Origin of the sequence: Micromonospora parastrephiae (assembly GCF_016802865.1) — a bacterium.
Lineage (GTDB): Bacteria > Actinomycetota > Actinomycetes > Mycobacteriales > Micromonosporaceae > Micromonospora > Micromonospora parastrephiae.
This window is the reverse complement of record NZ_JAEVHM010000077.1, coordinates 1-24,884: the sequence shown is the minus strand read 5'-3', so window position 1 is coordinate 24,884 and position 24,884 is coordinate 1. Positions and strand designations below refer to the sequence as shown.

At 71.0% G+C, this 24,884-nt stretch carries 21 protein-coding genes and 2 pseudogenes; 8 read left to right on the top strand and 15 right to left on the bottom strand.

What is annotated here, in order from left to right; all coding sequences use genetic code 11:
* Positions 1 to 320 precede the first annotated feature (320 nt).
* The 3 genes and pseudogenes from JNW91_RS17040 to JNW91_RS17030 all read right to left on the bottom strand — a co-directional run bounded on the left by JNW91_RS17040 (position 321) and on the right by JNW91_RS17030 (position 3,757).
* Positions 321 to 2,026 (bottom strand): annotated as a pseudogene (locus tag JNW91_RS17040) (bifunctional metallophosphatase/5'-nucleotidase).
* Positions 2,027 to 2,297: 271 nt separating this feature from the next.
* Positions 2,298 to 2,966: a histone deacetylase gene (locus tag JNW91_RS17035; RefSeq protein WP_309244395.1), complete on the bottom strand. Its 669-nt coding sequence runs from the start codon at positions 2,964 to 2,966 to the stop codon at positions 2,298 to 2,300.
* Between the two features lie 11 nt (positions 2,967 to 2,977).
* On the bottom strand, positions 2,978 to 3,757 hold the full coding sequence (locus JNW91_RS17030) for a phosphodiesterase (protein WP_203176376.1): 780 nt from the start codon (positions 3,755 to 3,757) through the stop codon (positions 2,978 to 2,980).
* 183 nt (positions 3,758 to 3,940) lie between these two features.
* Here JNW91_RS17030 and JNW91_RS17025 point away from each other — a divergent pair, with 183 nt between their 5' ends.
* The gene (locus tag JNW91_RS17025) at positions 3,941 to 5,362 is read left to right on the top strand and encodes a sensor domain-containing diguanylate cyclase (protein ID WP_309244394.1); all 1,422 of its coding nucleotides are present in this window, start codon (positions 3,941 to 3,943) and stop codon (positions 5,360 to 5,362) included.
* A gap of 99 nt (positions 5,363 to 5,461) precedes the next feature.
* Here JNW91_RS17025 and JNW91_RS17020 read toward each other — a convergent pair whose 3' ends face one another.
* Positions 5,462 to 6,523 (bottom strand): aspartate-semialdehyde dehydrogenase, encoded by a 1,062-nt coding sequence (locus tag JNW91_RS17020; protein ID WP_203176374.1) that lies wholly within the window; start codon positions 6,521 to 6,523, stop codon positions 5,462 to 5,464.
* Positions 6,524 to 6,528: 5 nt separating this feature from the next.
* The gene (locus JNW91_RS17015; RefSeq protein ID WP_203176366.1) at positions 6,529 to 7,794 is read right to left on the bottom strand and encodes an aspartate kinase; all 1,266 of its coding nucleotides are present in this window, start codon (positions 7,792 to 7,794) and stop codon (positions 6,529 to 6,531) included.
* A 255-nt stretch (positions 7,795 to 8,049) separates the two neighbouring features.
* On the opposite strand from JNW91_RS17015, the gene JNW91_RS17010 reads away from it, so the two are divergent.
* Together JNW91_RS17010 and JNW91_RS17005 are read left to right on the top strand one after the other, a co-directional pair.
* Positions 8,050 to 8,841, top strand: a complete 792-nt coding sequence (locus JNW91_RS17010; protein WP_203176364.1) for a hypothetical protein — start codon at positions 8,050 to 8,052, stop codon at positions 8,839 to 8,841.
* 84 nt (positions 8,842 to 8,925) lie between these two features.
* Complete coding sequence (locus JNW91_RS17005) at positions 8,926 to 9,456, top strand: nitroreductase family protein (RefSeq protein ID WP_203176362.1); 531 nt, start codon at positions 8,926 to 8,928, stop codon at positions 9,454 to 9,456.
* A gap of 10 nt (positions 9,457 to 9,466) precedes the next feature.
* Here JNW91_RS17005 and JNW91_RS17000 read toward each other — a convergent pair whose 3' ends face one another.
* A complete protein-coding gene (locus tag JNW91_RS17000) occupies positions 9,467 to 10,453 on the bottom strand; it encodes an ArsR/SmtB family transcription factor (protein WP_203176360.1) in 987 nt (328 codons plus the stop codon).
* A gap of 77 nt (positions 10,454 to 10,530) precedes the next feature.
* On the opposite strand from JNW91_RS17000, the gene JNW91_RS16995 reads away from it, so the two are divergent.
* Both JNW91_RS16995 and leuA read left to right on the top strand, forming a co-directional pair.
* Positions 10,531 to 11,802, top strand: a complete 1,272-nt coding sequence (locus tag JNW91_RS16995; RefSeq protein WP_203176358.1) for an MFS transporter — start codon at positions 10,531 to 10,533, stop codon at positions 11,800 to 11,802.
* 237 nt (positions 11,803 to 12,039) lie between these two features.
* Complete coding sequence (gene leuA / locus JNW91_RS16990) at positions 12,040 to 13,791, top strand: 2-isopropylmalate synthase (protein WP_203176356.1); 1,752 nt, start codon at positions 12,040 to 12,042, stop codon at positions 13,789 to 13,791.
* A 33-nt stretch (positions 13,792 to 13,824) separates the two neighbouring features.
* Here the strand turns inward: leuA and JNW91_RS16985 are convergent, their stop codons facing one another.
* Positions 13,825 to 15,327 (bottom strand): MFS transporter, encoded by a 1,503-nt coding sequence (locus JNW91_RS16985; RefSeq protein WP_203176354.1) that lies wholly within the window; start codon positions 15,325 to 15,327, stop codon positions 13,825 to 13,827.
* A gap of 107 nt (positions 15,328 to 15,434) precedes the next feature.
* Between JNW91_RS16985 and JNW91_RS16980 the strand changes: the two genes are divergently transcribed.
* Both JNW91_RS16980 and JNW91_RS16975 read left to right on the top strand, forming a co-directional pair.
* Positions 15,435 to 16,079 carry an HNH endonuclease family protein gene (locus JNW91_RS16980; RefSeq protein WP_203176353.1) on the top strand — a complete coding sequence of 215 codons (645 nt, stop codon included), beginning with the start codon at positions 15,435 to 15,437 and terminating at the stop codon, positions 16,077 to 16,079.
* Complete coding sequence (locus tag JNW91_RS16975; RefSeq protein ID WP_203176352.1) at positions 16,076 to 16,468, top strand: hypothetical protein; 393 nt, start codon at positions 16,076 to 16,078, stop codon at positions 16,466 to 16,468. The genes JNW91_RS16980 and JNW91_RS16975 overlap by 4 nt, the downstream gene beginning before the upstream one ends.
* A gap of 60 nt (positions 16,469 to 16,528) precedes the next feature.
* Here JNW91_RS16975 and JNW91_RS16970 read toward each other — a convergent pair whose 3' ends face one another.
* From JNW91_RS16970 to JNW91_RS16940, 7 genes are all read right to left on the bottom strand, one after another.
* Entirely contained in the window at positions 16,529 to 17,629 is a 1,101-nt protein-coding gene (locus JNW91_RS16970) for an ABC transporter ATP-binding protein (RefSeq protein ID WP_203176351.1), read from the bottom strand.
* Positions 17,626 to 18,612 carry an ABC transporter ATP-binding protein gene (locus JNW91_RS16965; protein WP_203176344.1) on the bottom strand — a complete coding sequence of 329 codons (987 nt, stop codon included), beginning with the start codon at positions 18,610 to 18,612 and terminating at the stop codon, positions 17,626 to 17,628. Before JNW91_RS16965 ends, JNW91_RS16970 begins: the two co-directional genes overlap by 4 nt.
* A 112-nt stretch (positions 18,613 to 18,724) precedes the next feature.
* A complete protein-coding gene (locus JNW91_RS16960) occupies positions 18,725 to 19,684 on the bottom strand; it encodes an ABC transporter permease (protein ID WP_203176377.1) in 960 nt (319 codons plus the stop codon).
* Positions 19,685 to 19,749: 65 nt separating this feature from the next.
* Complete coding sequence (locus JNW91_RS16955; protein ID WP_203176342.1) at positions 19,750 to 20,757, bottom strand: ABC transporter permease; 1,008 nt, start codon at positions 20,755 to 20,757, stop codon at positions 19,750 to 19,752.
* 99 nt (positions 20,758 to 20,856) lie between these two features.
* Positions 20,857 to 22,530: an ABC transporter substrate-binding protein gene (locus tag JNW91_RS16950; RefSeq protein WP_203176340.1), complete on the bottom strand. Its 1,674-nt coding sequence runs from the start codon at positions 22,528 to 22,530 to the stop codon at positions 20,857 to 20,859.
* 244 nt (positions 22,531 to 22,774) lie between these two features.
* Entirely contained in the window at positions 22,775 to 23,368 is a 594-nt protein-coding gene (recR, locus tag JNW91_RS16945; RefSeq protein ID WP_203176338.1) for a recombination mediator RecR, read from the bottom strand.
* An 8-nt stretch (positions 23,369 to 23,376) separates the two neighbouring features.
* Complete coding sequence (locus tag JNW91_RS16940) at positions 23,377 to 23,685, bottom strand: YbaB/EbfC family nucleoid-associated protein (protein ID WP_238425144.1); 309 nt, start codon at positions 23,683 to 23,685, stop codon at positions 23,377 to 23,379.
* A gap of 202 nt (positions 23,686 to 23,887) precedes the next feature.
* Here JNW91_RS16940 and JNW91_RS16935 point away from each other — a divergent pair, with 202 nt between their 5' ends.
* The gene (locus JNW91_RS16935) at positions 23,888 to 24,562 is read left to right on the top strand and encodes a DUF998 domain-containing protein (protein WP_203176334.1); all 675 of its coding nucleotides are present in this window, start codon (positions 23,888 to 23,890) and stop codon (positions 24,560 to 24,562) included.
* Between the two features lie 50 nt (positions 24,563 to 24,612).
* Here JNW91_RS16935 and JNW91_RS16930 read toward each other — a convergent pair.
* Positions 24,613 to 24,884 (bottom strand): annotated as a pseudogene (locus tag JNW91_RS16930) (DNA polymerase III subunit gamma and tau); the annotation flags it as partial.

The following is a 24,884-nucleotide window of genomic DNA, read 5'->3' as shown; positions in this document are numbered from 1 at the left end:
CGCACCCCGCACCCCGCACCAAGATCCGCGCAACGTCCCTGATGTTGCGGTCTCCGACGCGCCGGAGGCAGCAACATTCCCGATGTTGCGCGGATCTTGCTCGCGGATCTCGCCAGCGCCGCATGATCGCGCTCGATCCTGGAACGAGTGGCATCCGCGCGGCCGGAGGCCACTATTTCCATGTTCGAGCGCGATCATGCGGCCGACGCAGCCGGGCGAGCGGCCGAACGGGGCAACGGGACAACGGGGGTAACGGGGGTAAGGGACGAGGCGGGCCCCGGAGCGGGTGCTCCGGGGCCCGGTCGTCGCGGGGTCGTCCGTCAGGCGGCGGGGACCTCGGCGGTGGTGCGGATGCGGTCCAGCGTCGGGGCGGAAACCGGCGACTGCGCGGTCAGGTACGCCACGAACGCGTCCAGGTCGATCTGCGCGGTGACCTGGTTCGTCCCGCCGGTGAGGGCGCTGAATCCGTCACCGCCGCCGGCCAGGAAGTTGTTCACCGTCACCCGGTAGGTGGCGGCGGTGTCGACGGCGGTGCCGCCGAGGGTGAGGCTGCCCCGGACCACGCGGGTGCCGGCGCACGGGTCGGCGGCGGTGCCGGTGGTGCCGTTCGGGTCGACCACGTAGCCGACGGTCGCAGACGGGTACAGCGTCCGGCCGGTGACGAACTGCTGCTCCAGGACGCAGTAGAGCTGCGCGCCGGTCAGGTCCAGCGTCACCAGGTTGTTGGCGAACGGCTGCACCGTGAACGCCTCCTCGTAGGTGACCGGACCGGCGTCGAGGTCGGCCCGGACGCCGCCCGGATTCATGAAGGCCGCGACGGCGCCCTGCTCGTCGTCGGTGGCGGCGAGCTGCGCGTCGGCGATCAGGTTGCCCAGCGGGGACTCACCCAGACTGGTACCGAAGAGGGTTTCCTGGGTCTTGGTGATCGCCTGGTTGGTCACACCGACCTGGCGTCCGGCGACCGGGCCGAGCACGGTCTTGTACCGGTCGATCAGAGCGGTCTGCTTCGGGTCCTTGGCGACGTCCCGGGTGACCACGACGTTGTTCGCGGCGGCGGAGAGCACGTCCCCGCTCTGACGGTCGATCTTGAGATCGATGTCGGTGACCAGGCGACCGAACGAGCTGGCACTGGTGACCAGCTTGCCGTTGATGTTGCAGTTGTACGCCTGGTGGGTGTGCCCGCTGACCACCACGTCGATCGACGGGTCCATCCGGTTGGCAATGTCCACGATGGGGCCGGTCATGCCGACGCAGTCGTTGATGCCACCGGTCGCCGCCTGGGCGCCGCCCTCGTGCAGCAGCACGACGATCGTCTCCACGCCCTTGCGGCGCAGCTCGCGGGCGTACCGGTTGGCGGTGGCCGCCTCGTCGGCGAAGGTGAGGCCGGCGACGCCCTGCTGGCTGACGATCTGCGGGGTGCCCTCCAGGGTCATCCCGATGAAGCCGACCTTGACGCCCTGCACCTTGTGGATCGCGTACGGCGCCATCAGCGGCTTGCCGGTCGCGGTCTTGAAGGCGTTCGCGGACAGGTATGTGAAGCCGGCGCCCCGGTACGGGGTGCGTCGGCGCAGCCGTCCACCGGGTGGCAGCCGCCGTTCTGGATCCGCAGCAGCTCGGCGGCGCCCTCGTCGAACTCGTGGTTGCCGACGCTGGCGTAGTCGAGACCCGCCATGCTCAGCGCCTCGATGGTCGGCTCGTCGTGGAACGCGGCGGAGAGCAGCGGGGACGCGCCGATCAGGTCACCGGCGGCGACCGTGATGGTGTTCTTCTTCTTCGCGGCGGCGCGCAGCTCGGCCAGGTGCGTCGCCAGGAACTCGACGCCACCCGCGGCCTGTCCGGCGATGGTGCCGCTGGAACCGGTCGGCGGTTCGAGGTTGCCGTGGAAGTCGTTGAGCGCCAGCAGGGTGACGTCCACCGGCTTAGGCTGCGCGTCGGCCTGCTCGGGGGTGGTGGCGACCGCGCCGAACGCGGCCACCGCGAGTGCGGTCAGGCCGACAGCGGCCCGACGCATCCCGGAACTGGACATGGAACTCCTCGTGAGAATCGGCGCGTGCGGTGGCCGGCCTGTGGGTCGACCGGTCCGCCGACCGACGCCGTCGGAAGGGTCGATCGCGGATCGCGGCGGTTTGGGGATCGTCGCCCGGTCAGCCTCTCATCCGGACGCCGACCCGTCGAGCCGGGCAGCGCATCGGAGCTGCGAATACATTCGCCGCCCGGCTGACACCGAGGTGACCGGCGGGAGAACGCGCCGTGCCGGATGTCGCCGTCGCCCGACGGTCCGGACAGGACGGTGGGTGTCAGCCGGCGGCGAGCGCCTCGACGACCAGGGCCGTGACGGCCTCGGGCGACCAGCCGTCCGCGACCCCCGGTCGGCATGCCAGGTAGTCGGCGATCCGTCCGGTTGGCCAGCCGTGCGACTCGCGCAGCCCACGGGCGATCATGCCGAGGTAGATCGGTGCCGGTGGACGGCACCGCACGGCGGACGCCGGGACGGGGGCCGTGAAGGTGAGCATCGGGACGCCGCACCGGCTGCCGGGGCAGACCAGCGTCTCGTAGCGCCCGGGGCCCAGCGTGGCCCGCCCGTCGGCGACGGCCGCGTCGATCGCAGCGTCGGTCGCCGGGATGAGGTCGGTGGTGTCGCCCGCTGGGCGGTACATCTCCTGCGCCGCGATGTCGGTGAACTGATCGACGGTGACCAGGTAGGCGCGGGCCGCGGCCAAACCCGGGAGCTGCGGGTCGTAGAACGCCATCCCGCCGGTCCAGGCGCCGGACTCGCCGGCGAAGTAGATCCCACCCGGCAGGGACACCGGCACCGACCGGCTCGGCGGGCGAGGGTCCCGGCAGCCGGGGTACGTCCGCAGCCCGCCCGGCGGGCACCCGCCGCCGATGTACCACGCCAGGCGGGCGGCGTGCATGTTGGAGCCGTACGCGACGTACCAGACCAGTCGAGTCTCGGCGCCGGCCACGAGTGGCGCCGTCAGAAGCCGCAGGTCTGGCCGGCGGAGTGGCTGACCTGCACGGTGTGCGTCACGCACCCGCCCGGCTTGACCCGGTGCAGCAGGAAGGCGGTGGGCTCGGCGACCCAGCCGATCTGTTCGTCGACGCTCATGGTCAGCGTGCTCTGCTTCCAGGTGCTGGGCGCCACGGTGAGCACCGTCCCGGCGTACCCCGTGGTGACCGTGCGGTGCAGGTGCCCGGCGGCGACCCGCACGACGTGCCGGTGCCGGCCGATCACCTCGGCGAGCGCGTCGCCGTCGGCGAGCCGGATGGCGTCGGCCGCTGGGATGCCGACCGCGACCGGCGGGTGGTGCAGGCAGACCACGGCAGGTACCTCGGGCCGACCGGCAAGGACGCCGTCGAGCCAGCCGAGTTGCTCCTCGCCGAGTTGGCCGCCGCCGCTGCCGGGGGTGAGCGAGTCGAGCACCACGATGGTCGCCCCCTCGTGGTCGGCGTGGTAGTAGGCGGAGAATCCGCCGCCGAGCCAGGGTGTGCCGCCGAACGCGTCGAGCAGTGACTCCCGGTCGTCGTGGTTACCGGCGGCCAGATACACCGGAAGGGGGAACCGGCCGATCAGCTCACGCAGTGCCGCGTACTCGTCGGGACGCCCATGGTCGACCAGGTCACCGGTGATGACCACGCAGTCCGGTCGGGGTCGCAACGCCAGCACCCGGCCGAGCGCGCGGTGCAGCCCGGCGGCCGGTTCGGCGGCGAGCAGACCGGTGGTCAGGTGCGGGTCACTGAGCTGGGCGATGAGCATGGGCTCGCCTCCTCGGCGCCGGGGTTCCACGGTATCGCCGGCCGGCACCGCCGGGAGGCCCGAGCCCACAGGCTGTGTCCACAGCCTGTGGATGGCACATGTGTACGAACCCCGGCCGGTCTCCCGTCGGCGTGAGTACGCTTGATCGCGTCGGCCCCCTCCCCTACCTGGAACGACGTGCGAGTGGATCATCAGCAAGTCATCCGCGACGTCACCGTCCGTCTGCCGATGGCGTCGACCACGCCGGAGGCCTGTCGGTGGACGGTCACCGCGCTGTCCCGCCACACCTCGGCGACAATCTCCGTGCTGCTCGAGGTCCACGACCGGTTGCGCTGCATCGCGGCGACCGGCGCCTGGCAGGTGTTCGCCACCGTGCCGGCGCGGACCGGGATCGTCGGCCGGGTGTACGCCACCGGCGCCACGGCCGTCGTCCCCGACGTCACCACCGACCCGGACTACCTGCCGGTACGCCCCGACGTGACCGCCGAGCTGTGCGTACCGGTCACCGACCCGGCCGGCCGCACCATCGGCGTGCTCGACCTGCAGTGGACCGATCCGGTCGACCTGACGCCGTGGCGGGAGACCGCGCAGCGGCTGGCAGCCCGGCTCGGCGCGCGGATCACCGCCCTTGGCGGCCCACCGGCGGAGAGCCGCAGCGAGAAGCTGCTCCGGCACGCCGCCGCACTTTCCTCCGCACCTACCGAGGCTGACGTGCTGGGTGTGGCGGCCTGCGCCGCCCGGGAGGTCTCCACCCTCTCCACCGCGGTGCTGCTGATCGCCGACGCGGGCGATGTCTCCCTCGGACCGACGCCGCTGACCCAGGGCGAGCTGGAGACCCGGATCCGGGCCGAGCTGACCGAGGCGGAGCCGGCGGCGCTCGTCCGGATGATCGAGCGCGCGCACCGGTACGGCGCCGGCTACACCCTCGGCGAGGCGGGGCACCCACCGACGGAGGACTACCAGCCGCTGACCCGGGCCGGGGTACGCACGCTTGTCGCCGTTCCGGTCGGGCCACCCGACGCGGGCGGGGTGCTGCTGGTCGCCGACGCGCGGTCCCTGCGCCCGGACCCGACCACGGTCAGCCTCATGGAATTGCTCGCCGGGCAGGCCTGGACGAACCTGGACCGGCTGCGCACGCTCGCGCGCCTACGGGAACAGGCCAGCTCCGACCCGTTGACCGGGTTGCGGCACACCGGCCCGTTCGGGCAGCGGATCGCGGCGGCCACCCCGGGCCGTACGGCCCTGCTGGCGATCGACGTGGACGGCTTCAAGACCGTCAACGACACGTACGGCCACCAGGCCGGCGACCAGGTGCTGGTGGGGCTGGCCCGGGCCCTGGAGGGGGCGCTGCGGCACGGCGACGAGCTGTACCGGATCGGCGGCGACGAGTTCGTGGCGGTGATCGAGGTGAGCCGCCCGGAGGAGGCGGTCCGGATCGCGGAGCGGCTGACCGAGGCTGCCCGACGCACGGGTCGCACGATCAGCGTGGGGGTGGCACTCCCGCACCCCGGCGAGTCCCCCGACCGCACCCTCCGCAGAGCCGACCAGGCCCTCTACGCGGTAAAACGCCAAGGCCGAGACGGCGTACACCTCTCCGCCGCCTAACCCGCCCCTTCTGGGTCATCATGAGTTGTGGTGCCTTACAAAAGGGTCTTACAACGCATTTCTCCCACCACAACTCCATGATCGACCCGACGTGGGGGGTTAGGGGTTTTTTAGCTCTTTGGCTAGGAGTTCGGCGATCTGGGCTGTGTTGAGGGCTGCGCCCTTGCGGAGGTTGTCGCCGGTGATGAAGAGGTCCAGGGCGCGGGGGTCGTCCAGGGCGCGGCGGATCCGGCCGACCCAGGACGGGTCGGTGCCGACCGCGTCGATCGGCATCGGGAACTCGCCTGCGGCGGGGTCGTCGACGAGGATCACCCCGGGTGCGTTGCGCAGCGCCTCGCGGGCGCCCTCGGCGTCCACCTCGGTGGCGAAGACCGCGTGCACGGCCACCGAGTGGCCGGTGACCACGGGCACCCGCACGCAGGTGGCGGACACCTTGAGGTCGGGCAGGCCGAGGATCTTGCGGGACTCGTTGCGGACCTTCATCTCCTCCGAGGACCACCCGCCGTCGGCCGGTGAGCCCGCCCAGGGCACCACGTTGAGCGCGAGCGGCGCGGGGAACGGGCCCAGGTCGTCGCCGACGGCCTGCCGCACGTCGCCGGTACGCGAGCCGAGCAGACGATCACCGGCGACCTTGGTGAGCTGGTCGTGCAGGATGTCGACACCGGCCTGCCCGGAACCGGAGACCGCCTGGTAGGAGGCGAGCACCAGCTCCCGTAGGCCGTACTCGCGGTGCAGCGGTGCCACCGCGATGATCATTGCGAGGGTGGTGCAGTTTGCGTTCGCGATGATGCCTCGGGGCCGGTTGCGGACCTGCTCGGGGTTGATCTCCGGGACCACCAGCGGGACGTCCCGGTCCATCCGGAAGGCGCCGGAGTTGTCCACCACGATCGCGCCCCTGGCGACCGCGACCGGCGCCCACTCGGCGGAGACCTCGTCGGGCACGTCGAACATCGCCACGTCGACGCCGTCGAACGCCTCCGGGGTCACCGCCTGGACGACGAGTTCCTCGCCCCGGCAGCGGACCCGCCGCCCGACCGAGCGTTCGGAAGCGAGCAGGCGGATCTCACCCCAGACGTTGCGACGCCCGGTGAGCAGCTCACACATCACGGTGCCGACGGCACCGGTCGCTCCGACCACGGCGAGGGTGGGCAGCGCCGACATCGGCGCTACCTACCCGTCCCCGCGTAGACCACGGCTTCGGTGTCGCCGCCGAGCTCGAACGCGTCGTGGATGGCGCGTACGGCGGCGTCGAGGTCGGTGTCCCGGCAGACCACGGAGACCCGGATCTCGGAGGTGGAGATCATCTCGATGTTGACCCCGGCCGCGCCGAGGGCGGCGAAGAAGCCGGCGGCCACACCGGGGTGCGAGCGCATGCCGGCGCCGATCAGCGAGACCTTGCCGACGTGGTCGTCGTACAGCAGGCCCTTGAACTTGACCGGCTCCTGGATCTTGCTAAGCGCGGCCATGGCGGTCGGGCCGTCGGCCTTGGGCAGGGTGAACGAGATGTCCGTGCGGCCGGTGCCTTCGGTGGAGACGTTCTGCACGATCATGTCGATGTTGATTTCGGCGCCGGCGACGGTGTCGAAGATCCGCGCGGCGGCACCGGGCTCGTCGGGCACCCCGACGATCGTGATCTTGGCCTCGCTGCGGTCGTGCGCGACCCCGGTGATCAGTGCCTGCTCCACGGAAAGGTCCTCCATCGATCCGGTGACCATCGTGCCGGTGTTGGTCGAGTATGACGAACGGACGTGGATCGGCAACCCCGCCCGCCGGGCGTACTCCACGCTACGCAGGTGCAGCACCTTCGCCCCGCACGCGGCCAACTCCAGCGTCTCCTCGTAGGTGATCTGCTGGATGTGCCGGGCGTTGGGCACGATCCGCGGGTCGGCGGTGAAGATGCCGTCCACGTCGGTGTAGATCTCGCAGACGTCGGCGTGCAACGCGGCGGCGAGCGCCACGGCCGTGGTGTCCGAACCACCGCGGCCCAGCGTGGTGACGTCCTTGGTGTCCTGCGAGACGCCCTGGAAGCCGGCCACGATGACCACCGAGCCCTCGTCGAGCGCGCCCTTGAGCCGCCCGGGGGTGACGTCGATGATGCGCGCCCGGCCGTGCACCGACGTGGTGATCACGCCGGCCTGCGAGCCGGTGAACGAACGGGCTTCGTACCCCAGGTTGTGGATGGCCATGGCCAGCAGGGCCATGGAGATCCGCTCGCCGGCGGTGAGCAGCATGTCCAGTTCCCGGCCCGGCGGCAGCGGGCTGACCTGGTTCGCCAGGTCGAGCAGCTCGTCGGTGGTGTCCCCCATCGCGGAGACCACCACCACCACGTCGTCGCCGGCCTTGCGGGCGTCGACGATGCGTTCCGCCACCCGCTTGATCCGCTCGGCGTTGGCGACGGAGGACCCGCCGTACTTCTGCACCACGAGTGCCACGACGTGCACTCCCTCCCAGCGACCCTGAGCGTGCCGACGCCGCCGGAACCGGGGCCGGCGGCGCGTGTCAGACCCCTTGAGGGTATCCGGCGGGTAACGACTGCGGGTCAGGTGATCCCACCATCCGGCCCGCCCGGCAGGTCCGGCCCTGCTGGCCGGGTCCGCGGTACACCGGGGCGGCCCGCCCCGACACGCCGGAACGGGCCCGGTACGTGGCGGTCCCCACCGACCACCGCCACCCGCCAGAATGAGCCGGTGCCCGTCCTCCTCCGCTCGGCCGGCCGCGTGCTCGGACCGCTCGTGTTCGCCCTCCCGGCCTGCCTGGCCGCCTGCACCGGTGAGCAGCCCCCGCCCCCGCCACCCACCGAAGGCCCACCGGCGCAGGTGGACGCCGCCCGGGACGAGTTGGCCGCGCTGGCGGCGGCGGCTCAGGACCGCCACCTGGTGGCGCAGTACGTGTACAGCCGGGCCGGCCAGCCGGACCGCACCATCGTGTTCACCAGCGCGAGCGATGGCAGCTGGCGGGTCGACGTGCCGGGTGGCGCGTTGGGCGGCACCGTCGATGTCTCGTTGGCGGCCACCGCCGACGGGCTGTTCCAGTGCGCCCTGCCGTCGTCCGTCCGGCCGGAGTCGGCGGCCTGCGTACGTGTCGGCGACCGCGACGAGCCCCTCCCGCGCCGGCTGGACCCCCGGGTCCAGCATCCGCTGACCGACTGGCTGGACGTGCTCACCGACCGGCGCGCCCCGCTCGCGGTCGCCCCGGCCGGCGCGCCGGAGGGCCTGACCGGCACCTGCTACTCGGTGGACTCCACGTCGGCCTCGCTCAACGCCCCGCTGGACGTCGGCATCTACTGCTACGACCGGGACGGCACGCCGACGGGCGCGAGGACGGGCGCCGGGACGCTGCGGCTGGCCGCGCCGCCCGGTCCACCGCCGGCGACCGTGCAGTTGGCCGGCCCGGTGACCGACGGCGAGCCGCTGGGCACCGCGGCGGCGCCAACGCCGACGCCTGATCCGTCGGACAGCCCGAGCGCGGGAACGTCCTGATCCTTGTCCCGTTACGGGTGTTGTTGACCACATTTGCCAAGCCCGCCCTGAGCGACGAATCGCCCATACAGGACGATTGTCCCCATGGCTGACCTGACCCCGCTGCTCGCCTTCCGCTGGAGCCCTCGGGCCTTCGACCCGAGCGCCGAACTGACCCCGGACGAGGCGGCCTCGCTACTGGAAGCCGCGCGCTGGGCACCGTCAGCGGACAACGGACAGCCGTGGCGGTTCGCCCTCGGCCACCGGGACGACGACAACTGGAAGCGTATTTTGAACAGCCTCCCCGGCGGCGACCAGGGCTGGGCTCGACACGCGGCGACCCTGGTCGTCGGCGCGCACACGGGCGGCGACGCCGAGCGGGCCGCGTACGACCTCGGGCAGGCGATAGCCCACCTGACCTTGCAGGCCACCGCGCTCGGTCTGCACGTGCGTCAGCTCACCCGCTTCGATCAGGCCAGCCTCGCCACCGAACTCGACCTGCCCAGCGGCGTCCGACCGCTCGTGGTCGCCGCCGTGGGCCGACTGGGGGACCCGTTCGCACTTCCCGCCGAGTTGCGCGCCCGGGAGACCGGCCTGCGTCACCGCCGCCCGGTCGCCGACCTGCTGCTGCGCTGATCGACCGCGGTTACCCGCCCCGGCTGGCCCGCAGCAGGACCACCGCGGCCTCGGTGTTCCGATAGAGGACGTGCCGACCCTGTCGGGACCGGGAAACCAGGCCGGCGGCGTGCAGCGCGGCCAGGTGCTGGGAGACGTTTCCGGCGGACATCCCGGTGAGTCGGGCCAGGTCGGTGGTGGTGGTCGCCGTGTCGAGCAGGTGCAGCAGCGCGGCTCGCCCCGGGCCGATCACCCGCGCCAGTGGGTCGCCGGGCGGCGGCGCGGTCGCCTCCCAGAGCGTCCCGAGGGCACGGACCGGGTACGCGCCGACCGGCAGCGAATCCTCCAGCAGGTTCCACAGCACGTGCTGCTCGGTGAACACCGTCGGGTTCAGTGCCAGCCCACGACCGCGGAGGTCGAAGTCCCGCTCGAACGTGTCGTCGCTGATCACTCGGTCGCCGTGCCAGCGCAGGCTCGGGTGGAGCTGCTCGAAGAACCGACCGGCGCCGCTCTCGGCGAGTTGGGCGGCCCGGTACGCCACGTCGGCGTCGAGCAGCGCCCGCATCCGTGGCCAGTCCGGGGCGATCGCCTCGTCGTACCAGACCCGTACCGCGTCGACGACCTGCGGCAGCAGCCCGCCGGGGTCGGCGAGCAGCGCCCGCCCGAACGGGCTCAGCGGTTTTTGCCAGGTGGTCGACAGCAGGTCCTGGACCACGACGGCCGGCGGCGTCGCGGCGATCTGGTCGAGCTGCTCGGCCATCTCCACGTTCGGTCGGGCCGCCGGGGTGAGGAAGTCGGGCAGCCAGCGACCCGGCACGACCAACCCCACCAGAGGTCGGACCCGGTCGGCCACCTCGGGACGACGCAACGTCACCCGGGCCCGGTCGATCCAGGGCAGGTGCACCGCGTAGCGGACCGGGTTGGCCAGCGCCCACATGCTCATGACCGTCTCGTTGGCCGGTGACACGGCGAGCCGCACTCCCGCCACGTCGGCCAGGCTGAACCGCAACTCGGACACACGCACCCCCGGGGGCAGGATTTGATCCAGCCTAAAAGGCTCGACCGGAACCGCGCGGTCCCGGTTCACTCACCGCCATGGGGGCCAGAGACACCATCCGCACCGCCGTTCGAGACGTCGTACCGCCGGCCGGGCTGACCCGCGCCCTGGCCGTGCAGGCCATGGTCTACGCCGTCGGCAGCGGCCTGTTCCACGCCGGCAGCGCCGTCTTCTTCACCCGGGCGCTCGGGCTCAGCGCCGCCCAGGTGGGGTTGGGGCTCTCCATCGCGGCGGGGGTGTCGCTGCTGGGTACGGTGCCGCTGGGTGGGCTCACCGACCGGTACGGACCGCAGCGGGTCTGGGTGGTGGGGCTGGTGCTGAACGCGGCACTGTTCGCGACCTACCCGTTCGTGGGCGGCTTCGCCGGGTTCCTCGCCGTGGTGGTGGCGCTGGCCGCCGTGGACGCCGCCGTCGGCGTGGCCCGGCAGGTCTACTCGATCAACGCGCTCCCGCCGGCCGAACGGGTCACGGCGATGGCGTACCAGCGCTCGTCGCTGAACGTCGGGTTCGGGCTGGGCGCGGTGATCAGCGGCCTGGTGCTGGCGGTGGACACGATCGGGGCGTACCGGGGGATGGTCTGGTTCATCTCGGCGGTCTTCCTGGTGACGGCCCTCTTCGTGCGGCGACTGCCCCGACTGCCCCACGCGGCGCGGGCCGAGGAGCCGATGAGTCGGCTCGCCGTGCTCCGGGACCGGCCGTTCATGGCGGTGTCCCTGCTGTCCGGGCTGCTCACCGCGCACGGGGTGCTCTACCTGACGGTGCTGCCGCTCTGGATCCTCACCCACACCGACGCCCCGAAGACGGTGATCGCCGGACTGGTGCTGCTCAACACGATCCTGATCGTGCTGCTCCAGGTACGCGTCAGCCGGGGCGCGGACACCGCGGCCGGCGCGGCACGGGCCTCTCGTCGGGGCGGGCTGCTGATCGTCCTGTTCTGCCTCGTCCTGCCGATCTCCGGGGTCACCCGGGGCCTGCTCACCGTCGTGGTGCTGGTGGCCGCCGCGTTGCTGCTGATCCTGGCCGAGCTGATCGAGTCGGCGGGCGCCTGGGGTCTCAGCGCCACCCTGCCGCCGGCGGACCAGCGCGGCGCGTACGTGGGGGCGCTCGGGCTCGGCGTGCAGGTGCAGTATCTGATCGCGCCGGCGGGACTGACCGCGCTCGGCGTGACCACCGGCGGCTGGGGTTGGTTACCGACGGCAGCGATCTTCGTGCTGGTAGCGGTGGCGATCGTGCCCGCGGTGACCTGGGCCGAACGGACACCGCGGCTGGGTGCCGCGGCCCCGGAGCAGACCATGACTCCGGTCCCATAGTCCGGACCTACCTTCCCACCCCCCGTTGCATCACGTAGGGTGACTTGGTCATGTGGCGGGCGCTTCTTCTCCTTAGCCGCCGCGACGAGGCCTGACCGGCCGGCACCTCGTCGCGGAGTCGCATCGCGCCGTCCAGCACATCCGAACTCCTTCTCGGCACCGCCGCGCACCGTCGCCCGGCATCTCGCCGACACCTTCCGATCTGCTGACGCCACATGTTCCAGGGAGCACTCTGAGATGGCTCAACCTGTCACCGACGCTGAGACCGATCCGATCGCCCGGCAGCGCCCCAGCCGGATGCCGTACCACCGTTACCAGCCGTACCGGGAGCAGTTCCGGATCGAGCTGCCGGACCGCACCTGGCCCACCCGGCACGTCGACACCGCCCCACGCTGGTGCGCCGTGGACCTCCGCGACGGCAACCAGGCGCTGATCGACCCGATGTCGCCCGAGCGCAAGCGCCGGATGTTCCAGCTGCTGGTGCAGATGGGCTACAAGGAGATCGAGGTCGGCTTCCCGTCGGCCAGCCAGACCGACTTCGACTTCGTCCGCCAGCTCATCGAACAGGACATGATCCCGGACGACGTCACCATCCAGGTGCTCACCCAGTGCCGGGAGCACCTGATCGACCGGACGTTCGAGTCGCTGCGCGGGGCGAAGCGGGCCATCGTGCACTTCTACAACTCGACCTCCACCCTCCAACGGCGGGTGGTCTTCGGGCTGGACAGGGACGGCATCGCCGACATCGCCACCACCGGCGCGCGGCTCTGCCAGAAGTACGCCGAGATCCACACCCCGGACACCGACATCTACTACGAATACTCCCCCGAGTCCTACACGGGCACCGAGCTGGAGTACGCGCTGGAGGTCTGCTCCCGGGTGATCGACGTGATCGACCCGACGCCCGACCGGCCGCTGATCATCAACCTGCCGGCCACGGTCGAGATGGCCACCCCGAACGTGTACGCCGACTCGATCGAGTGGATGCACCGGCACCTGCCGCGCCGCGACAGCCTGGTGCTGAGCCTGCACCCGCACAACGACCGGGGCACCGGCGTGGCGGCCGCCGAGCTGGGCCTGCTTGCCGGCGCGGACCGCATCGAGGGCTGCCTGTTCGGCAACGGTGAGCGCACCGGCAACGTCGACCTGGTGACCCTGGGGCTGAACATCTTCTCCCAGGGCATCGACCCGATGATCGACTTCTCGAACATCGACGAGATTCGCCGGGCCGCCGAGTACTGCAACCAGCTGCCGGTGCACGAACGGCACCCGTACGCGGGCGACCTGGTCTACACCGCCTTCTCCGGCTCGCACCAGGACGCCATCAACAAGGGCTTCGACGCCCTCGCCGCCGACGCGAAGGCCGCCGGCGTACCGGTCGACGAGCACACCTGGGCGGTGCCCTACCTGCCGATCGACCCGAAGGACCTGGGCCGCACCTACGAGGCCGTCATCCGGGTCAACTCGCAGTCCGGCAAGGGCGGCGTCGCGTACATCATGAAGAGCGAGCACCAACTGGACCTGCCGCGCCGGCTCCAGATCGAGTTCTCCGGAGTGGTGCAGCAGGTCACCGACCACAACGGCGGCGAGGTCGACCCGACCGCCATGTGGGAGATCTTCGCGACGCACTACCTGGTCGACCACCAGCCCGACCCGGCGGTCCGGCTGACCGGCTACACGATCCGCACCACCGACGGCAAGGTCGAGATCGAGGCCGAGGTCGGCGTGGGCGCCGAGCAGCGCTCGCTCGCCGCGGTCGGCAACGGTCCGATCGACGCGTACGTCAACGCGCTCCAGTCGGTCGGGGCGGGCGTGCGGGTGCTCGACTACCACGAGCACGCGCTCTCCTCCGGCGGGGACGCGCAGGCCGCCGCGTACGTGGAGTGCGAGGTGGACGGTCGGACGGTCTGGGGTGTCGGCACCGACGCCAACATCGTCACCGCGTCGATCAAGGCGGTCACCAGCGCCGTCAACCGCGCCCGCAGCTGAACCAGGTAGGGAGGGGCGCCTCGGCGCCCTTCCCTACCTCCGGTGGGTCGGGGGCGTGGCGGCGGGCATCGAGTGGCAGGGCTGGGACGGCGGCGCCTCGCGGGGTGGCCGGTGGACCAGCACGAGGGCCAGCACCGCGCCGACCAGTAGCAGCCCCGCACACCAGGCCAACGAGCCGCGGAACGCGTTGGTCAGCTCCGCCTTCTGCTCGTATCCGCCGCCGGAGAGGCCGACGAGCAGCGGCAGCGCGGCCACGGCGAGCAGGCCGCCGGCCCGGGACGCGGCGTTGTTGAAGCCGCTGGCCACTCCGGAGAACCGGTCCTGCACGGCGGCCAGCACCGACGCGGTCAGCGGTGCCACCACCAGGGTCAGCCCGATGCCGAAGAGCAACACCCCGGGCAGGACGTCCCGCCAGTACGACGCACCCGGCTGCACACCGCGCAGCAGCAGCAGACCGGCGGCGGCGATCACCGGCCCGATGGCCAGCGGCAGCCGCGGGCCGATCCGGGCCGACAACGCGCCGGCCCGGGCCGACCCGACCAACAACAGCAGGGTCATCGGCAGCAGCGCGATGCCGGTACGGAACGCCGACCATTCGACGACGTTCTGCAGGTAGACGGCGAAGAAGAAGGTGAACCCGCCGAGCGCCGCGTAGACCACCACGGTGAAGATGTTCAGCACCGAGAAGAGTCGGCTGCCGAACAGCCCGGTGGGCAGCATCGCCGTGTCGCCGCGCCGGCGTTCCAGCAGCACGAAGGCCACCGCCGCCAGCACCCCGACGAGTGCCGCGACCAGCACGGGGGCCGAGTCGAAGCCGCGCGCCGGCGCGTCGATCAGCGCGTACGTGACGCCGGCGAGCGCGAGCGCCCCGAGCAGCGCCCCGGCCACGTCGAAACGGCGCCGGGTGCGACCCGGGCCGTGGGTGCGGGAGGCGTTCTCGTCCCGGCTCTCCGGCACCCATCGAAGCGCGGCCAGCAGGACCAGCACGGCGATCGGCAGGTTGAGGAAGAAGATCCACCGCCAGGACAGCGCGTCGATCAGCCAGCCGCCGATGAACGGCCCCAACGCCGTGGACACCCCGGACAGTCCGGCCCACGCGCCGATCGCCCGGCCCCGGTCGTCCGGGTGGAAGCTGGACTGGAGCACCGACAGCGAGCCGGGGGTGAGCAGCGCGCCCCCCGCGCCCTGGAGGAAGCGGGCCGCGATCAGCCAGCCGGTGCCCTGGGACAGCCCGCACAGCACCGAGGCGGCGGTGAACCAGAGCACCCCGATCAGGAAGACCCGCCGCCGGCCGAAGCGGTCCCCGAGGGATCCGCCGAGCAGGACGAACGCGGCCAGCATCAGCAGGTACCCGTTGACGGTCCACTGGAGATCGGCCACGTTCGCCCCGAGGTCCTGGCCGAGTCTGGGCAGCGCCACGTTGACGACGGTGGTGTCCAGGAAGACCATGCCGGAGGCGAGCACCGCGGCGAGCAGCGTCCCCCGGCCCGCGGTGGTGCCCATCCGCAGCGCGGGTGCCGGTACGGGTGCGGTCATCCCACCAATCTGCCTTGCAGGATGTGGGAGACGCCACGAAACGCCGAAACCATGCCCGGGTACTGTGCGCAATCGCCGGGAGCCCGCAAGCTGGAGAGGTGTCGTCTGTGCGTACCAGATCAGGACAGCGTGCGTCGGTGGCCGCGCTCGTCGCGGCGCTGGCGCTCGGCGTGGCCGGTTGTGTCCCGCCCGAGGAGCCGGAGGCGACGCCGCCACCCGGGGATGGCGGCAACGCCGTCGAGCAGTTGGGCCAGCTGACCGTCGCCGGCGCCGGCTCGATGAAGGGCTACAGCCGGGAACGCTTCCCGCACTGGAGGGACACCGGCAAGAACTGCGACGTGCGGGACAGCATCCTGCAACGCGACGGCAAGGACGTGAAACTCTCCGGCTGCAACGTGGTCGGTGGTCGCTGGGAGAGCGTGTACGACGGTCGCAGCGCGACCGATCCCTCCGACGTGGACATCGACCACATGGTGCCGTTGGCCAACGCGTGGCGTTCCGGCGCCGACGAGTGGGACGACGCGAAGCGTGGCGACTTCGCCAACGACACGACACGTCCGCAGCTCATCGCGGTTTCCGCGTCCTCCAACCGGGCAAAGGGTGACCAGGACCCGTCCCAGTGGAAACCGGCGAACCGGTCGTACTGGTGCCAGTACGCCAAGAACTGGGTGACGGTCAAGCACCACTGGCGGCTGACGGTGACCAGTGCCGAGAAGACCGCCCTGACCGACATGCTGGAGGGCTGCACATGAGCGAAGGAGCTGCGACAGGCGGCGCGGCGACCGGTGACACCGCCCCGGCCACGGCCGGGATGACCGCCGACGGTACGGCCGACACGCCGGCCGCGGTGCCGGGGGCCGGTATGGTCGCGGACTCGGCCGGTGCCGCCGGCTCGCAGAACCGGACCGCCGACATTGTGCCCGGTCCGGGTGGAGTGATGACCGACGAGGTCGGGGTCGTGACCGGCGAGTTGACCCTGCGCACCGAGTACGCGGACGGCAAGGTCACCCTGCGGGTGCAGTACAAGGACGCGGACGAGTGGTACGCGGTGACCGGCGGGTCGGTCGCGCTGGCCGACCCGGCGGGGCTGGACGCGGTGCACGGCGTCGCGGTGGCGCTGCTGCACCGCCCCGAGGGCTGAACCGCCCGGTAGCGCGTGCGGGTCCAGGGGCCGTCCTTCGCGGGACGGCCCCTGGCTGCGTCACGGGGTGGGAATCAGTTCGCCCGGCGGGTCGACGGGGCCGGTGCCGTCCACCGGGCGGACCAGCTCCACCTCGACCTTGTGCGGCCGGATCCGGCCGGCGGCGATGTCCTCGGCGAAGTGGCAGGCCACCCGGTGCCCGCCGACCACGTCGCGCAGTTCCGGTCGCTCGTCGGCGCACCGGGTCGGCTGCGCCCACGGGCACCGGGTGTGGAACCGGCAGCCCGACGGCGGGTTGGTCGGCGACGGTAGGTCGCCGGCGAGCAGGATCCGCTCCCGGCGGTCCTCCACCAGCGGGTCGGGCACCGGCACCGCGGACATGAGGGCGCGGGTGTACGGGTGCATGGGCTCGCGATAGAGGTCGTCGCTGGACGCCTCCTCCACCAGACCGCCCAGGTACATCACACCCACCGTGTCGGCGATGTGCCGGACCACCGCCAGGTCGTGCGCGATGATCAGGTACGTCAGGCCGCGCTCGTTCTGGAGGTCCTCCAGCAGGTTGAGCACCTGCGCCTGGATCGACACGTCCAGCGCGGAGACCGGCTCGTCGGCGACGATCAGGTCCGGGTTGAGCACCAGCGCGCGGGCGATGCCGATCCGCTGGCGCTGGCCGCCGGAGAACTCGTGCGGGTACTTGCTGAGGGCCGACGCGGGCAGGCCGACCGCCTCCAGCGTCTCGCGCAACCGGCGGTTCGTCTCGGCCTTGTCGCCGGCCAGCCCGTGCGCCTTGAGCCCCTCCACGAGCAGCGACTCCACCGACTGTCGGGGGTCGAGGCTGGAGAGCGGATCCTGGAAGATCATCTGCATGCGGCGGCGGGCGTGCCGCATCGCCTCGCCCTTGAGAGCGCGGACGTCCGTGCCGTCGAAGATGATCTCGCCGTCGGTCGGTTCGACGAGCCGCAGCAGGCCGCGACCCAGCGTCGACTTGCCGCAACCCGACTCGCCGACCAGGCCGTAGGTCTCACCCTTGCGGATGCTCAGCGAGACGCCGTCGACGGCGTAGACGTACCCGACGGTCCGGTCGAAGAGCAGGCCGCTCTTGATCGGAAAATGGACCTTGACGTCGCGCAGTTCGATCAGTGGACCGGTCGGTTCGGTCATCGGACCGCCACCTCCTCGGAGACGGGGTTGTTGCAGCGGAGGTCGCCGCCGGTGGCGGTGGGTTCGAGCGGCGGAGGCCCTTCCAGGCACGCGTCCACGACGTTGTCGCAGCGCGGCGCGAACGCACACCCCTCGGCCCACGGGATGTTGTCGGAGACCGACCCGCGGATCGCGTGCAGCCGCTCACCGCGCGGCGAGTCGAGCCGGGGCACCGAGTTGAGCAGCCCATGGGTGTACGGGTGCCGGGCGTGCGCGAACAACTCGTGCCGTCGCGCCCGCTCGACCACCTTGCCGCCGTAGAGCACGTTGACGGTGTCGCAGAGCCCGGCCACCACGCCCAGATCGTGCGTGATCATGACGAGTGCGGTGCCGGTTTCGTCGACCAACTGCTTGAGCAGGGTGAGGATCTGCGCCTGGATGGTCACGTCGAGCGCGGTGGTCGGCTCGTCGGCGATCAGCAGTCGAGGTTTGCAGGCCAGCGCGATGGCGATCAGCGCACGCTGGCGCATTCCACCGGAGATCTGGTGCGGATACTCGCTGAGACGCCGCTGCGGGTCGGGGATACCGACCGCGTCGAGCAGTTCCCGCGACTCCCGTAGCGCCTGCTTGCGGTCCCGGCCCTGGTGGCGCTCCAACACCTCGGCCACCTGGATGCCGATCGGGATGACCGGGTTCAGCGAGGAGAGCGGATCCTGGAAGATCATGCTGATCTCCCGACCGCGCCGGTCGCGCATGTCGTCCGGTCGCAGCTTCAGCAGGTCGGTGCCCTCGAAGAGCACCTCCCCGGTGACCTTGTTGCCCCGCTTGGGGAGCAGACCCATGATGGCGAGACTGGTCACGCTCTTGCCGCAGCCGGACTCGCCGACCAGGCCGACGGTCTGCCCCGGCTCCACGGTAAAGCTGACCTTGTCGACGGCGGTGAAGGGCCGCTCGCCCCGCCGCTGGAACACCACGCTCAGGTCACGAACGTCGAGCAGGCTCATCGGGTCACTTCCTCACTGCTGTGGTCCTTCGCTCGCGACTGCGAGGCTCGCAAGCTCACTGCTCGCGCTCGCCGGACGCGGGTGCCGGCCGTGCTGGTTGCGCGCACCGTGGTCACCGCCGGTTCTTCGGGTCGATCGCCTCGCGCATCGCCTCGCCCAGCAGGGTGAAGCCGAGCGCGACCACGACGATCGCGAGCGCCGGGTAGTAGGCCAGTTCGGGGCGGACCTCGAAGTACCGCTGACCGTCCACGCCGAGCATCAGGCCCCACTCGGCGCGGTTGATGTCCGGGTCACCCAGGCCCAGGAAGGAGAGCGCCGCGGCGTCCAGGATGGCCACCGCGAAGGTCAGGGTGGCCTGCACGATCACCGCGGTCAGCGAGTTGGGCAGCATGTGCCGGAGCACGATGTTGCGCTCCTTGACCCCCAGGGCCCGGGCGGCGAGCACGTGGTCGCTCTCCCGCTGGGCCAGCATCGAGCCGCGCAGCAGCCGGGCGAAGATCGGCACGTTGACGATGGCCACCGCGAAGATGACCGTCCACTGGCTGGACCGGCTCGCCATGGCGACCAGGGTGATCGCCAGCAGCAGGCTCGGCAGGGCCAGCATCACGTCGGTGAGCCGCATCAGCACCACGTCGACCCAGCCGCCGAAGGCGCCGGCGATCGCGCCGATCAGCACGCCGAGCGCGAGACCGATGAGCGTGGCGAGGACACCGACGAAGAGGGTCTGCCGGGCCCCGTAGATCATCCGGGACAGGAAGTCCCGGCCGAGCGGGTCGGAGCCGAGCGGGAACTCGCTGCTCGCGCCGGGGATGCTGTCCACCGTGAGGTTCTTCGTCAGCTCGTCGAACCGGGCCACCGGATCGTGCGGGGCGATCAGCGGGGCGAAGATCGCCACCAGGATGAACAGGCCGACGATGGTGGCGCCCACGATGGCGACCGGGTTGCGGCGGAGCCGGCGCACGGCGTCCCGGACCAGGCTGATCCCGCCCCGGTCGGCCGAGCTGGCCCGGGCCAGCTCGTCCAGCCGCGCCTTCTTGCGGTCGCCGAGAACGCCGATGCTGCGCTCGCTCATGCCCGGGCGCGGCTTGTCGTCCCCGCTACGGGGAGCCGGCGCGCCGGCCTGGGTGATCGGGTCACTCATCGCACACGCACCCTCGGGTCGATGAAGGCGTAGGAGAGGTCCACCAGCAGGTTGACCACCACGAAGATCAGCGCGGCGAGCAGGATGATCGCCTGGAGCACCGGGTAGTCCCGGCCACCGGTGATGGAGTCGGTGATCAGCGTGCCGATGCCGCCCCAGTTGTAGACCTTCTCGGTGAGCACCGCGCCGGAGAGCAGCGCGCCGGTCTGCAGACCGATGGTGGTGACCACCGGCAGCAGCGCGTTGCGCAGGATGTGCCGACCCCGGATGGTGCGGTGCCGCAGGCCCTTGGCCTCCGCGGTCCGTACGTAGTCCTCGTTGAGCACGTCGAGCACGCTGGCCCGGGTGATCCGCACGATCACCGCCAGCGGGATGGTGGCCAGCGTGATCGCCGGCAGGATCAGGTGCCAGAGCGCGTCGGCGCTGGCGTCGAACTCCCGCGTGAGCAGGCCGTCCAGCACGAAGAACCCGGTGACGTTGGTGTTGTCCAGACCCGTGGTGAGCCGCCCGGACGGCGGGAACCAGTGGATGTTCTGGGTGAAGACGTCCTTGAGCAGGTAGCCCAGGAAGAAGATCGGGATCGAGATGCCGAGCAGGGTGCCGGCGATGGTGAGGTTGTCCAGGAAACGCCCACGCCAGCGGGCGGCGAGGTAGCCGAGCGGCACCCCGAGGCCGACCGCGATGATCATCGCGGCGAGGGCCAGCTCGATGGTGGCCGGGAACGCGCGGCTGATGACCTCGGTGACCGGGTCACCGGACCGGATCGAGTTGCCGAAGTCGCCCGTGACGACCCGCTGCATGAACTTGCCGTACTGCACCAGGATCGGCTGGTCGTAGCCGAGCGCCTTGGTCAGCAGGGCGCGGCGCTCGGGCGTGGCCCGTTCGCCGAGTAGGGCCTCGACCGGGCCGCCGGGCAGATTCCGCAGCCAGATGAAGATCAGCGCCGACAGCGCTATCAGCGTCACCACCAGCTGTAGCAGGCGGCGGACTATGACTCGCAACATCTCTCACACACCAGACTCTCGATGATCGCGGAATCGGCCCGGGCCGGGAAGGAGCCCCGGACCGAGCCGATTCACGCCTACGGCGTCAGCCGACGAACGTCACTTACCGACACTGACCGTGTTGAACCGCTCGTCGGTCAGCGGGCTGGCAACCAGCCCCTTGACGTCCTTGGTGACGACGATGGCCGGCGGGGCGTGCCAGAGCGGCACGGCCGGCAGCCACTTGGTGGCGATGTCCCGGTTGACCTGCTCCCAGGCCGCCTTCTTGCCCGCGTCGTCGACGGTGGCGTCGGCCTTGGTGATGGCCTCGAACATCTCGTTCATCGACTGGTCGCCGAACTCGGCCTTGCCCCGGCCGAAGAACGTGCCGACGAAGTTGCCCGGGTCGTTGTAGTCACCGGTCCAGCCGAGGATGTGCAGGTCGTGCTTGCCGAACTGCTGCACGTCGTCTTTGAAGCCACCGTTCCACGGGCGAGGCACACCGTTGACCTTGATGCCCACGGCCTGCAGGTCGTTGGCGAGGACGGTGAAGATCTCCTGCGGGTTCGGCATGTACGGCCGGGTGACGTCCGGCGGGTAGTAGAAGTTCAGCGTCAGACCCTCGGCGCCGGCCTCCTTGAGGAGCTGCTTGGCCTTCTCCGGGTTGTACTCGTACTTCTGCACGTCCGGGGCGTAGCCGAGCACGGTGTCCGGCAGGAACTCGTCGGCGACCTTGGCGCCACCCGGGCCCTTGGTCTGCACCAGCTGCTGGCGGTTGAGCGCGTAGGCGATCGCCTGCCGCACCCGCAGGTCCTTCAGCTTCGGGTTCTTCTGGTTGATGCCCAGGTAGAGGACGTTGAACGCCGGGCGGTTGACGACCTGGAAGCCCTCACCCTCGAGCGCCTTGCGGTCGGCCGGGGCCGGGAAGTCGATGCCCTGGACGGTGCCGGCACGGAGCTCCTGCTTGCGGGTGCTCTCGTCCTTGATGATCTTGATGATCATCTTGTCTACCTTGGCCTTTTCGCCGTAGTAGTCCGGGTTCCGGTTCAGGGTGATCTCGTTCTTGGCCTTGTCCCAGCCACCGAAGGTGAACGGGCCGGTGCCGACCGGGTTGGTGGTGGCGAAGGCGCTGTACTCGAACGAGTCGCCGTTCTGCTTCACCGTGTTGGCGTCGTACTTCTTCAGCGCCTCCGGGCTGGCGATCGACAGCGAGGTCAGCGCGAAGGCACCGGGGAAGGCGCCCTTGTACTTGTTCAGGGTGAGGACGGCGGTTCCGTCGTCCTTGGCCTCGCACTTGTTGTAGATCGACTCGCCGGCGCCCTCGGCCTCGTTCTTCGCGAACCCGCCGAAGGTGTCCATGTAGTAGATCATCTGGGACTGGGCGGCAGCGCCCTTCATGTTGTACCAACGGTCGAAGTTGAAGCAGACCGCGGCGGCGTTGAACGGCGTACCGTCGTGGAACTTCACGCCCTGACGGAGCTTGAAGGTCCAGACCTTGCCCTCCGCGTCGTGCTCCCAGGTCTCGGCCAGGCCGCCCTGAAGCTCCGCGGTGCCCGGCTTGTGGCTCACCAGGGTGTCGAACATCTGCCGGACCGGCCGGAACGACTCACCGTCATCGTTGAAGATCGGATCGAAGTTCTTCGGGTCACCGGCACCCGCGAAGATGAAGGTGCCGCCAGTCTTGGCCTCGCCACTGTTGCCGTCGCGCTCGCTCTCCGCGCAGCCGGCCGCGCCGACCGCCAGAGCGGCAACGGCCGCGATGGCCACAGCCGATTTAAGCCTTCTCGCCTGCATCTCTCACCTCTGTCATGCGCATGACCACGCCGAGCTGTGGCTCGGTCCGTGTGCGGGAGGCTATGACATGTCACACGTGCAGCGGAACGGGCGTTAGGCAATCGCTACCAAGCCGACACCTTGTTCGGGCGTCTGACAGTCGACGGCACGGCGAACACATCGAGCGACACATCGATGCACACTGGGCTGGGCACGGCGAAGGGGTGGCACCGTCACCGACGGCACCACCCCCGCGGGGTACGACTCAGACGGCCCGGCGGCCCTCGAAGGCCCTGCCCAGGGTGATCTCGTCGGCGTACTCCAGGTCGCCGCCGACCGGCAGCCCACTGGCCAGCCGGGTCACCGAGATACCCATCGGCTTCACCATAAGCGCCAGGTAGGTGGCGGTCGCCTCACCCTCGGTGTTCGGGTCGGTGGCCAGGATCAGCTCCCGCACCGCACCGCCGCTGAGCCGGGTCATCAGCTCCCGGATACGCAGGTTGTCCGGCCCGATCCCCTCCAGCGGGTTGATCGCGCCGCCGAGCACGTGGTAGCGACCGCGGAACTCACCGGTCCGCTCGATGGCCACCACGTCCTTGGGCTCCTCCACCACACACAGCACCTCGTCGGTGCGGCGCGGGTCGCGGCAGATCCGGCACTGCTCGGACTCGGCCACGTTGTAACAGGTCGTGCAGAACCGCACCAGCTCCTTGACCTTGCGCAGCGCGCCGGCCAGCCGGTTGACGTCGGCGGGATCCGCCGACAGGACGTGGAACGCGATCCGCTGGGCGCTCTTCGGACCCACGCCCGGCAGCCGACCCAGCTCGTCGATCAGGTCCTGGATGGCACCTTCGTACATCTGCCGGCTCAGAAACCGGGCAGGCCGAGGCCGCCCATGCCGCCGGCGACCGGGCCCATCTTGCGCTCGGTCAGCTCCCGGGCCGCCTCGGCGGCGTTGTGCACGGCCGCGACGACCAGGTCCTCCAGCGTCTCCACGTCCTCCGGGTCGACGGCCTTCGGGTCGATCTTGATGCTCTTGAGCTCACCGGCGCCGGAGACCGTCGCGGTGACCAGCCCACCACCGGCGGTGCCGGTCAACTCGGCCTCGGCCAGCTCGGCCTGGGCGGCGGCGATCTGCTGCTGCATCTTCTGCGCCTGCTTCAGCATCTGCTGCATGTTCGGCTGTCCACCTGGGCGCACGGATGGCTCCTTCTCGCACTCGTCTGCTCGGCCGCCGCCCAGCCTAACCGCTGTGACCGACCCCGCCCCGCCCGGTGCGTCCGCCCACGCCGGGCCTTCCGAGTAGGGCTGGCACCACCGCGAATTGGCCACCTGCGGGTAGTGCGCCGGGGCACGCCGCACTGGTCTGCTCGACGGCATGAACCTCAACCGCATCGGCCGCATCGGCGCGCTCTGCTGGGTCGCGGCCGCACCGGTCTTCCTCGTCGCCAGCCTGGTCACCGGCCTGCGCTGGCGCCAGCCGACCTACAGCTGGGCCACCAACAACATCAGCGACCTCGGCAACGTCCACTGCGGCGTCTGGGACACCACCCGACCCCGCTACGTCTGCTCACCCTGGCACCCGGTGATGAACGCCGCGACGCTGGCCACCGCCGTGCTGCTCGCCGCCGGGCTCCTGTTGACCTGGCGGCTCCTCGGTCGCGGCGTGGTGGTGCGCTCGGCACAGACGCTGCTGCTGCTGGCCACCGGCGGGTACGCCCTGGCGGCCCTCTACCCGGCGGACGTCGACGAGAACCTGCACGTCCTCGGCGCATTCCTGATCATGGGATTGGGCAACGTCGGGCTGCTTCTCGCCGGCTTCGCACCGGGCACCACGCTGCTCGCCCGGTGGCGACGGCTCACCCTCGCCGCCGGGCTGACCGCGCTGGCGGGAACCGTGCTGTTCTTCGCCCAGCAGGGCGTCGGGATCGGGGTGGGCGGCATGGAACGTGTCGCCGTGCTGCCCTTCCCCCTCTGGGCCTGCTGCCTGGCCGTCCTGCTGGCCGAAACCCCGCCCAGCCGCGTCGATCATGGAGTTGTGGTGCCGCTTTAGGGCAGCCGCAGGTGTTTTGTCACCCACCACAACTCATGATGACCGGGGTGTCAGCGGGCGTCGACCTCGTTGATCTTCTCGGCGCCGAAGGTTTCCCGGAGCAGCCGTACCGCCTGTTCCTCGCTGGACTCCCGGGCGGTCTTCTCGTCGATGACCTCGTCCAGCGGCTCGTCACCCGGGTCGAACCCCTCGTAGACCGGGGCCGCCGCCGGCGCCGCGCCACCCGGCCGACCACCGCGCAGCGGGCCGTCGAAGTCCGGGTCGTAGGGCGGTTCGCCCGCCCATTCGGCGTCCGCCACGGGCCGGGCTGCCGCTGCGGTAC

Bases quoted from the DNA above. Each gene is read 5' to 3' on its own strand.
- JNW91_RS17030 (WP_203176376.1), bottom strand. From the start codon at position 3,757: ATGCTCATCGCCCAGCTCAGTGACCCGCACCTGACCACCGGTCTGCTC.
- JNW91_RS17020 (WP_203176374.1), bottom strand. From the start codon at position 6,523: ATGTCGGCGCTGCCCACCCTCGCCGTGGTCGGAGCGACCGGTGCCGTC.
- JNW91_RS17005 (WP_203176362.1), top strand. From the start codon at position 8,926: ATGGCTGACCTGACCCCGCTGCTCGCCTTCCGCTGGAGCCCTCGGGCC.
- JNW91_RS16995 (WP_203176358.1), top strand. From the start codon at position 10,531: ATGGGGGCCAGAGACACCATCCGCACCGCCGTTCGAGACGTCGTACCG.
- leuA (WP_203176356.1), top strand. From the start codon at position 12,040: ATGGCTCAACCTGTCACCGACGCTGAGACCGATCCGATCGCCCGGCAG.
- JNW91_RS16985 (WP_203176354.1), bottom strand. From the start codon at position 15,327: ATGACCGCACCCGTACCGGCACCCGCGCTGCGGATGGGCACCACCGCG.
- JNW91_RS16975 (WP_203176352.1), top strand. From the start codon at position 16,076: ATGAGCGAAGGAGCTGCGACAGGCGGCGCGGCGACCGGTGACACCGCC.
- JNW91_RS16970 (WP_203176351.1), bottom strand. From the start codon at position 17,629: ATGACCGAACCGACCGGTCCACTGATCGAACTGCGCGACGTCAAGGTC.
- JNW91_RS16965 (WP_203176344.1), bottom strand. From the start codon at position 18,612: ATGAGCCTGCTCGACGTTCGTGACCTGAGCGTGGTGTTCCAGCGGCGG.
- JNW91_RS16960 (WP_203176377.1), bottom strand. From the start codon at position 19,684: ATGAGCGAGCGCAGCATCGGCGTTCTCGGCGACCGCAAGAAGGCGCGG.
- JNW91_RS16955 (WP_203176342.1), bottom strand. From the start codon at position 20,757: ATGTTGCGAGTCATAGTCCGCCGCCTGCTACAGCTGGTGGTGACGCTG.
- JNW91_RS16950 (WP_203176340.1), bottom strand. From the start codon at position 22,530: ATGCAGGCGAGAAGGCTTAAATCGGCTGTGGCCATCGCGGCCGTTGCC.
- recR (WP_203176338.1), bottom strand. From the start codon at position 23,368: ATGTACGAAGGTGCCATCCAGGACCTGATCGACGAGCTGGGTCGGCTG.
- JNW91_RS16940 (WP_238425144.1), bottom strand. From the start codon at position 23,685: ATGCAGCAGATGCTGAAGCAGGCGCAGAAGATGCAGCAGCAGATCGCC.
- JNW91_RS16935 (WP_203176334.1), top strand. From the start codon at position 23,888: ATGAACCTCAACCGCATCGGCCGCATCGGCGCGCTCTGCTGGGTCGCG.